The following is a 7,614-nucleotide window of genomic DNA, read 5'->3' as shown; positions in this document are numbered from 1 at the left end:
GCAGTGTGCGGCGGGACATGGGCCCGACCCTACCGACCGGGTGCGCACGCGGCGGACCGGCCCCTCCGACGATCACGCGGTCATCACATGGACGGCTACGCCGGGCCCCGGACAGACGAGGGTGAGCAATTTCTTCAGGTTGGTGATCCGCTCGCCGCGCCGGCCCGCCTCTGGGTCGTACACGAGCTGGTCGGCATCCATGAGGGCAAGATCGGCTGGTGTGCATTCGCGGCGGACGGTGCCGCACCGCGTCAGTACTGAGGACATTGGTGGATGCGTCCTACCGAGACTTCGATACGCGGATGGCCAAACAACTTGGTACGCCATGGCCGCTCGACCGCGCGGAGCGGACGGGCAGGGCAGCACCGGCCCCGAAATTCACCACACGCGGCTGGTGATGACGAACAGCCCGGCTCGCCGCCGAAGGCCTCCCGGCATGTGAAGCGCCCTGTCCCGGGCAGCTCCAACGCCGGGGACAGGGCGCGCTCATGTGGGGCGGGTCAGCCGAGCCAGACGATGTCCGGGATGGACAGGTGCCGCAGCGGCCGGTTGGTGAATGAGACGCCATGCGCTTTCCGAACGTGATCGGTTGGTTCGGGTTGGGTGGGCATGAACTCCGGCTGATGGCGGGAGAGATGGGCGTGGTTCGTCCGCTCGTCTGGCTTGTGGAGGTGGCTGGTGGCGTCGGTGCTCGGTTTGCTGGTGGTCCGGGACAAGAGGGTCCGGGAGGAGATCGCGCGGTTGCGGGAGGAGGCCGAGCGGGTGCAGACCGCGCTCGGCAACGCGGAACGCTTCAGCGGCTGGTAGATGCTCGTGCAACGGTGATCGAAGTGCCGGCCGAGCCGCCTTCTGCAGTCGACGAGTCGGCACGGAGCGCGGTGGCGGGGTCGCCGGTGCCGCGTCGGGCTGAGGACATGGCGGCGTCGGTCCTGGCAGCCCGACGGCGGCGGCGCGGTGCCGGTTGCGGCCGCCCGCAGGTTGGCCCACTTGACTCCGTTGTCGACCCGACTCGCTGGTGGCCCTCTATGCAGGGGAGGCCGCATCACGTCGGGTCCCACCTGGGCGGATGAGGTTTTCGGCAAGGGCAGGGTCTGTGTCGTCCCCACCGCGCACCTTCCCCATGGACTCGCTCCCCTTTCCGGGCGCCGCAGCAATGCGCACTGTGCCGCTGCCACCCAATCCGAAGGGGCAGGATGTGTCGCTCGGGCAGGATTCGAGCATAAATCTAATATGGGCATATGTGATAAGCGGGAAGATATGATCGTTCACCAGGCAGAGCCGTACAACGCCGAGCCGCCTCCTAGCGCCCTCGTGGGCCAGGTCACCCCTCTGGACACTTTCTACGGCCGCAATCACGGACCGTTCCCCCTCATAGACAAGGCAAGCTGGCGGCTGCGAGTAGACGGCCTGGTCGAGAACCCCCTGGAGCTGTCCCTGGACGAACTGCAGCGCCGCTTCCCCGAGCGGAACCTGGTGGCGACACTGCAGTGCGCGGGCAACCGGCGCGCCGACCTGATGGAGTTCCACGACATACCAGGCCAAGTCCCCTGGGGCCCCGCGGCCATCTCCACCGCATGCTGGGGCGGAGCGGGCCTGGCAGACGTGCTGGCCGAGGCCGGGCTGCAGGCGCAAGCGACCCACATCGCCTTCACCGGCGCCGACGTGTCACAGGACACCGACCCACCACAGCCCTTCGGCGCCTCCATCCCGGCGGCGAAAGCCACCGCCGACGAAGTGCTCCTGGCCTGGACGATGAACGACCAGGCACTGCCCACCGCGCACGGGGCCCCACTGCGCGTGGTCGTCCCGGGCTGGATCGGCGCCCGCAGCGTCAAATGGCTCCAGCGCATCACCGCACAAGCCGAACCGACCGATAACTACTTCCAAGCCGAATACAGCATCCTGCCCCCTGAAGCTGACCCTCACACGGCCGGACCGGGGGACGGCATCACCCTTGGCCCGATTGCCATCCACTGCGCCATCCTGCAGCCCGGAAAAGACGCCCAGCTACCTTCCGGGCCGACCGAGGTCACCGGCTTTGCCTTCGCCGGGGATGACCGAACTGTGGCGCGGGTGGATGTATCCCCTGACGGCGGCAACATGTGGATCCACGCCGATCTGGACACAGCGGCAAATCCCTGGACGTGGCAGCACTGGCACGCCACACTCGACCTGCCCCCGGGCGAGACGGAACTCGTCGCCCGCGCCTGGGACAACACCGCAGCCGTACAGCCCGAATCGCCAGCAACCGTCTGGAACCCCAGGGGGTACGCCAACAACGCCTGGGCCCGCCTGCACATCACATGCTCTCACTGAACCGGACAAGCCAGATGAGGTTCGCAGATAGCCCCCGGAGCGAGCACACGCCCAGCTATCGCTGCTGGAAACGGGCACTACAACAAAGATGCGCAGGTCCGCCATCACCTGTCGCCGCCCCGCTTCGGTCTAGCTCATGGCCTTGTGCTTGGAGGCGTTGGCCTCCAACTTCGTGCCGTCCAGAGCGGCACGGCCCATTTTGACCATGCCGAGCTTCTGCGCGAGGTGCAGCGACTGCAGGAACAGGCCGGCGAGGGCGTCAATGTGGCGGCGGAACCGGGCGATCGAGCGGAAGTCGGGGGCCTGGTTGGCGGCCAGGAACCGGAAAGCGACATCGTTCACGCACTTGCGCTCGATCGCCCGCGAGGAGCGCACGCCGCACGAGGATGGGCGGCGGTGGCACCTACAAATCTGCCGGGCGGGTAAACCCGTAGGCGCGCTCGACCTTGGCCACGTGGAGCGAGAACGAGGCATACCAGTGCTCGCGTCCGTCCGCACGGGCCAGGGCGTGCTCTGCCTGATCCCGCCAAGCGGCAATCGAGTCCTCGTCCCTCCAGTACGACACCGTGATCCCCAGGCCGTCCGCACCGCGAGCGGAATCGACACCGAGGAATCCCGGCTGGTCGGCAGCCAGTTTCATCATCCGCTCGTCTCTCTCCGCATAGCCGTTGTCGCCAGCGGTCCGCACGGCGGTGAACACCACGGCGTAGTAGGGCGGGGCAGGCAGCGACGCGGGCGCAAGATCGGTCACGGAGGTCCTCCAACAGACGACACCGGCAGTATCGCCTCAAACGATCTCGCGCACCCACCTGAACTCACAACCCTGCTATCCGGTTGCATCGCGGATCGCCGGTGCGATCACCAAGGCCACGCACGATCAATGGGCATTGGCCCGCCGTTGCCAGGCGGCGTACATCCAGTGGCGAGTCGGGGAAGCGGTTCGGGAACGAGACGATCCGCGTCACCCCGAACGGTGGTGCGGTTGTACTCGACCTCGATGAAGCGGAAGACGTCGGCTCGGGCCGCCTGGTGGGACTCCCTGACTATGGTCCCGATCTCCGCTTTCAGCAGCCCGAAGAAGCGCTCGGCTGCGGCGTTGTCGCAACAGGAGCCCGTTCTTCCCATGCTCTGCCGCGTGTTCAACTTCCGTAGCTGACTGCGGTATTCGCGCGAGGTGTGGCGATTCCCGTACCGACCAGGGACAGTGCGCGGAGTGCCCGGCCGACGAAGCGTGTACGGCCAAAAAAGTGTTGTCCACTCGGTCTGCGGGGCGCGCGGTACGGAGATTCGGGAGACTCGCCGCCCGTGCTGACGGCGCCTCTTGGCGGCACGTACCGGAGGGGCGATTTCCGGTCACAACACAACGCCCCTTACGCTGCAACACATCGGTCACCAACGGTCGGCCGGGACAGAAGGGCGACAACATGACCTCCGAGACCAACACACTGGGCAGCATCGATGCCACAACTGCCTTGCTGCAGGCGGAACTTCCCCGCCTGGAACAGCACCAGCAAGCCCTGGAGAAAGAACTCGCGACTGTCACCGAACGTCTGGAGTCGGTGCGGACTGCTCTGACAGCTCTGCGTGTGCTGTCTTCTGCTCCTGTTCCCTCCTCGAACACGGAGGCGCAAGACGTCAAGGCAGTGGACGTCAAGGCAGAAGCCGACGCTGAGGCGGAAGCGGAGAGCGTTGTCGCTCCGAGGATTCCGCAGCAGGCACAGGAATCCATCGACTCCGCCGCCCGGGCAGAGGCCCCGCAGGAGCAGGCAGCGGCCGCCCCTGCGCGCCGCACCGCCCGGAAGGCGTCTGTACCCAAGGCCCGCAAGCAGGCTCCCGCCGAGCCGAAGACCGAGCGCGGCCAGGCCAAGAAGGCCGTCGCCGCCAAGTCCGCCGGGCCTGCCAAGAAGGCCGTCGCCGCCAAGAGCACCAAGTCCGCCGCGACCGCCAAGGCCGCCAAGGCCAAGGCACCGAAGAAGGCCGCGACCGCCGCTCCGGCCGTCGACGGCAGTGGCAGCCTCACCGAGATGGCCATCAAGGTGCTGTCCGGGTTCGGCGCCACCCCCGTGCGTGCCCGTGACGTCACGAAGGCCCTGGGGCGTGAGCTCACCCCCAACAGCATCAACACCGTACGCAGCACCCTCGACCGGCTCGTCGCCACCTCCCGGGCGCACCGCGCCGGCCGGGGCCTCTACCAGGCCCCCGCCAACTGACGCCTCCCGCAGGAGAACTGTCCGGACGCCCTCGTCACGACCCGGAGCCGTGACGAGGGCGAGTGTGCTCCCGAACGGTGCGTCGGCGGTTAATCCCGGTGGAATCCCGGCACGCTTGGTAGGTTGCCGGCACATCTTCAGCACTTCGCCTCGAAAAAGTCACGTCGGACAACGTCGAGGCCACCTGCCCGCTGAAAGTACGACCCGACCAGGCGACCGGCTCGTGAAGCCGGTCGCCCGGTCACTGGCTCAGGCGTACGCGGCACCCGAGGTCGCCTGGAACATCGTGGGCTCCAACGCGCTCGTCATGCTCTCCGACGTCGACATCGACGAGTGGAACTAGATCTTCGCCAAGTGGTGTGCGGTGCGGGCGCGTGCTCCCCGCTCGCGGAGCCGACCGCCAGCACGACCGGTCATGCCTCAGGCACGTGGTCAGCTTGAGCCTCTTCGCTCGGCGTCTCGACCGGGGGGACGAGCGAGTGGGCGATGCCGCGGGCGGCGGCGGCGATCTGTTTGTCGGACGCCTTCAGGCCCTGGGCGGCCAGCAGCACGATATTGACGCTGAGCAGGGCGGAGCGCAGCCGGAGCTCTTCTTCCACGGAGGCGTCCGGTCCGGACAGGACCTCGAAAAGCTCGGTGAGCCTCTCGAAAGCGTTCTCCCGGCCGGTGTCGATGTCGCGCACGATCCGCGGGTTGGCCAGGGCGAACCGCATGGCGGGCAGGCCGTCTCCGGTGACCAGGTCGACCATGCGGTCCACGGCGCGGCTGTGCAGGTCGGGGCCGGGGGGCTGCTGTCGGGCCCAGGTGACCATGGAGTCCAGGGCGTCCCGGTACTCGGTGAAGAGCGACCGGACGATGTCTTCCTTGCCGCTGAAGTGGTAGTAGAGGGCAGCCTTGGTGATGCCGAGGCGTTCGGCGATCTCTCGCAGGGAGGTCGCCTCGTAGCCCTGAGTGGTGAACAGCTCGATGGCCACCTTGCGAATCTCGGCCTTGGTGTCGCTGCCCCGCCGCTGCCCAGCCATCGCCATCTGTCCCCTTCTCGTTGGGCGCCTCCAGGCACCCGAGCACCTGGCTCATCGTCGCCGGGTGACCCTCGGTTGCCAACTTACCGGTCGGCAAGTAATCTACTAACCGGCCGGTAAGTAAGTCGCGTGCGCATGTGGTTCTGCGGAGGCGCGGCGCGGCGGCTTCCCGTGGCCGGCCCACATCGATCCATCCCTTCGTTCGGCTCTCCGCGTACCGAACCCCCGCACTCCGCTGAAAGGCATTCGCTGTGACGCAAACAGCACCGGCGTCGGTCGACGCCGAGAGCGCCTCGCCGCCGCGCTTCACCCACCGCGAGATCCTGGTGACGATGAGCGGCCTGGTCATCGCGATGCTGCTGGCCATGCTGGACAACATGATCGTGGCCCCCGCGCTGCCCACGATCGTGGGCGACCTGGGCGGCCTGAAGCACCTGGCCTGGGTGACCACCGGTTACATCCTCGCCTCCACCGCCGCCACCCCGATCTGGGGCAAGCTCGGCGATCTGCTCGGCCGCCGCATCACCTTCCTCTCCTCCATCGCGATCTTCCTGATCGGCTCCGCGCTGTGCGGCATGTCGCAGAACATGGGCGAGCTGATCGGGTTCCGCGCGCTGCAGGGGCTGGGTGCGGGCGGTCTGATGGTGGGCGTCATGGCGACAATGGCCGACATCGTGCCGCCCCGGGATCGCAGCAAGTACCAGGGCGTGATGATGGCCGTCATGCCGGTCGCCATGATCGGTGGGCCGCTGGCCGGCGGCTTCATCACCGACCATCTCAACTGGCGCTGGGCCTTCTACGTCAACCTGCCGCTGGGCATCATCGCTCTGCTGGTCTGCTGGTTCGTCCTCGCCAAGCTGCCCCGCAACACCTCCGGGAAGGTGCGCATCGACTGGACCGGTGCCGCACTGCTGACCCTCTGGATCACCACCCTGGTCCTGATCACCAGTTGGGGCGGCACCGAGTACGCCTGGGGTTCGGCCACGATCATCGGCCTGGCCGCGGTCACCGTGGTGGCCTTCGCCGCCTTCATCATGGTCGAACGCCGCGCCGTAGAGCCGATCATGCCGCTGTCGGTCTTCGCCGACCGCAACTTCAGCCTCGCCGGCGCCCTCAGCTTCGTCGTCGGCTTCGCCATGTTCGGCGGGATGACGCTGCTGCCGCAGTTCCAGCAGTACGTCCAGGGCTCCTCCGCCACCAACAGCGGTCTGCTGCTCATGCCGATGATGATCGCCTCGATGGTGCTCTCCCTCGGCGGCGGCGTCCTGACGAGCCGCACCGGCCGCTACCGCGCCCTGCCGATCGCGGGCAGCGTGCTGATGGCAATCGGACTCGGCCTCTTCGCGACGATGGGCCCCGACACCTCGCGCACCCTCACCTCGCTCTACATGGTGATCCTCGGCGCGGGCATGGGCTGCCTGATGCAGACCACCATGCTCATCGCCCAGAACAGTGCGCCGCTGCGCGACCTGGGCGCCGCCACCGGCGCCACCACCTTCCTGCGCAACATGGGCGGCTCCCTCGGCGTATCCGTGCTCGGCGCCCTCTACACCAGCACCCTCAGCGACTCCTTCACCTCCGCCGCGGGCGGCTCCCCCGACGCCGCGAACTCCGGCACGCTCGCGCAGATGACCCCGGAAGCACTGCGCGGCCTGCCCGAAACCGTCCGCCACGCCTTCGCCCAGGCCGTCACCGACGGCATCGGCACCGCCTTCACCCTGGCCGCGGGCGCGGCAGCCGTCGGCATCGTGATCGCCCTGTTCATCCGCCACGTACCCCTGCGCGGGCTCACCGGCGGATCGAGCACGGACAAGGCCCCGGCCGCTGCTGTCTCCACCGCCAAGACGACCGCATAGACCAACTGACCGGACGTCGCCTCGGCCCCGTACCGCACCTCCGTACGGGGCCCTGGCCGGCCGGTTCATGCGAAACCGGTCACCACAGCACGCCGTCCCGCCTTAACCATCGGGGCCCAGACGCCTCACACACAGGAAGCTCACGCGATGACCAGGGGCTCCACCCGCCAGCGCATCAAGCAGACGGTGTGTCGAAGGCCGTGGGCCGCG

The 7,614-nt window shown here is 67.9% G+C and carries 7 protein-coding genes and 1 pseudogene; 4 read left to right on the top strand and 4 right to left on the bottom strand.

From position 1 onward, the window contains the following. Nucleotides 1-72 precede the first annotated feature (72 nt). Complete coding sequence (locus tag AB0915_RS26755; RefSeq protein ID WP_366693494.1) at nt 73-201, bottom strand: hypothetical protein; 129 nt, start codon at nt 199-201, stop codon at nt 73-75. Between the two features lie 477 nt (nt 202-678). On the opposite strand from AB0915_RS26755, the gene AB0915_RS26750 reads away from it, so the two are divergent. Together AB0915_RS26750 and AB0915_RS26745 are read left to right on the top strand one after the other, a co-directional pair. Then, on the top strand, nt 679-807 hold the full coding sequence (locus AB0915_RS26750; RefSeq protein ID WP_366693493.1) for a hypothetical protein: 129 nt from the start codon (nt 679-681) through the stop codon (nt 805-807). Between the two features lie 450 nt (nt 808-1,257). Next, nucleotides 1,258-2,316, top strand: a complete 1,059-nt coding sequence (locus AB0915_RS26745; protein WP_366693492.1) for a sulfite oxidase — start codon at nt 1,258-1,260, stop codon at nt 2,314-2,316. Nucleotides 2,317-2,448: 132 nt separating this feature from the next. Here AB0915_RS26745 and AB0915_RS26740 read toward each other — a convergent pair. Together AB0915_RS26740 and AB0915_RS26735 are read right to left on the bottom strand one after the other, a co-directional pair. Continuing rightward, nucleotides 2,449-2,694 (bottom strand): annotated as a pseudogene (locus AB0915_RS26740) (transposase); the annotation flags it as partial. Between the two features lie 25 nt (nt 2,695-2,719). Further along, complete coding sequence (locus AB0915_RS26735) at nt 2,720-3,067, bottom strand: antibiotic biosynthesis monooxygenase (RefSeq protein WP_366693491.1); 348 nt, start codon at nt 3,065-3,067, stop codon at nt 2,720-2,722. 673 nt (nt 3,068-3,740) lie between these two features. Between AB0915_RS26735 and AB0915_RS26730 the strand changes: the two genes are divergently transcribed. Next, the gene (locus AB0915_RS26730) at nt 3,741-4,526 is read left to right on the top strand and encodes a hypothetical protein (protein ID WP_366693490.1); all 786 of its coding nucleotides are present in this window, start codon (nt 3,741-3,743) and stop codon (nt 4,524-4,526) included. A 413-nt stretch (nt 4,527-4,939) separates the two neighbouring features. On the opposite strand, the gene AB0915_RS26725 is transcribed toward AB0915_RS26730, so the two are convergent. Beyond that, nucleotides 4,940-5,548, bottom strand: coding sequence for a helix-turn-helix domain-containing protein (locus tag AB0915_RS26725; RefSeq protein WP_366693489.1), 609 nt, complete (start codon nt 5,546-5,548; stop codon nt 4,940-4,942). Nucleotides 5,549-5,799: 251 nt separating this feature from the next. Between AB0915_RS26725 and AB0915_RS26720 the strand changes: the two genes are divergently transcribed. Beyond that, nucleotides 5,800-7,404: an MDR family MFS transporter gene (locus tag AB0915_RS26720; protein WP_366693488.1), complete on the top strand. Its 1,605-nt coding sequence runs from the start codon at nt 5,800-5,802 to the stop codon at nt 7,402-7,404. Nucleotides 7,405-7,614: the final 210 nt, after the last annotated feature.

It is taken from the genome of Streptomyces sp. NPDC048411 (assembly GCF_040704695.1).
Taxonomy (GTDB): Bacteria; Actinomycetota; Actinomycetes; order Streptomycetales; family Streptomycetaceae; genus Streptomyces.
The sequence above is the reverse complement of the archived record's forward strand: the minus strand, read 5'-3'. Positions and strand labels throughout refer to the sequence as shown.

Coding starts and splice junctions, on each gene's coding strand:
- AB0915_RS26755 (WP_366693494.1), bottom strand. CDS start 201: ATGGATGCCGACCAGCTCGTGTACGACCCAGAGGCGGGCCGGCGCGGC.
- AB0915_RS26745 (WP_366693492.1), top strand. CDS start 1,258: ATGATCGTTCACCAGGCAGAGCCGTACAACGCCGAGCCGCCTCCTAGC.
- AB0915_RS26730 (WP_366693490.1), top strand. CDS start 3,741: ATGACCTCCGAGACCAACACACTGGGCAGCATCGATGCCACAACTGCC.
- AB0915_RS26725 (WP_366693489.1), bottom strand. CDS start 5,548: ATGGCTGGGCAGCGGCGGGGCAGCGACACCAAGGCCGAGATTCGCAAG.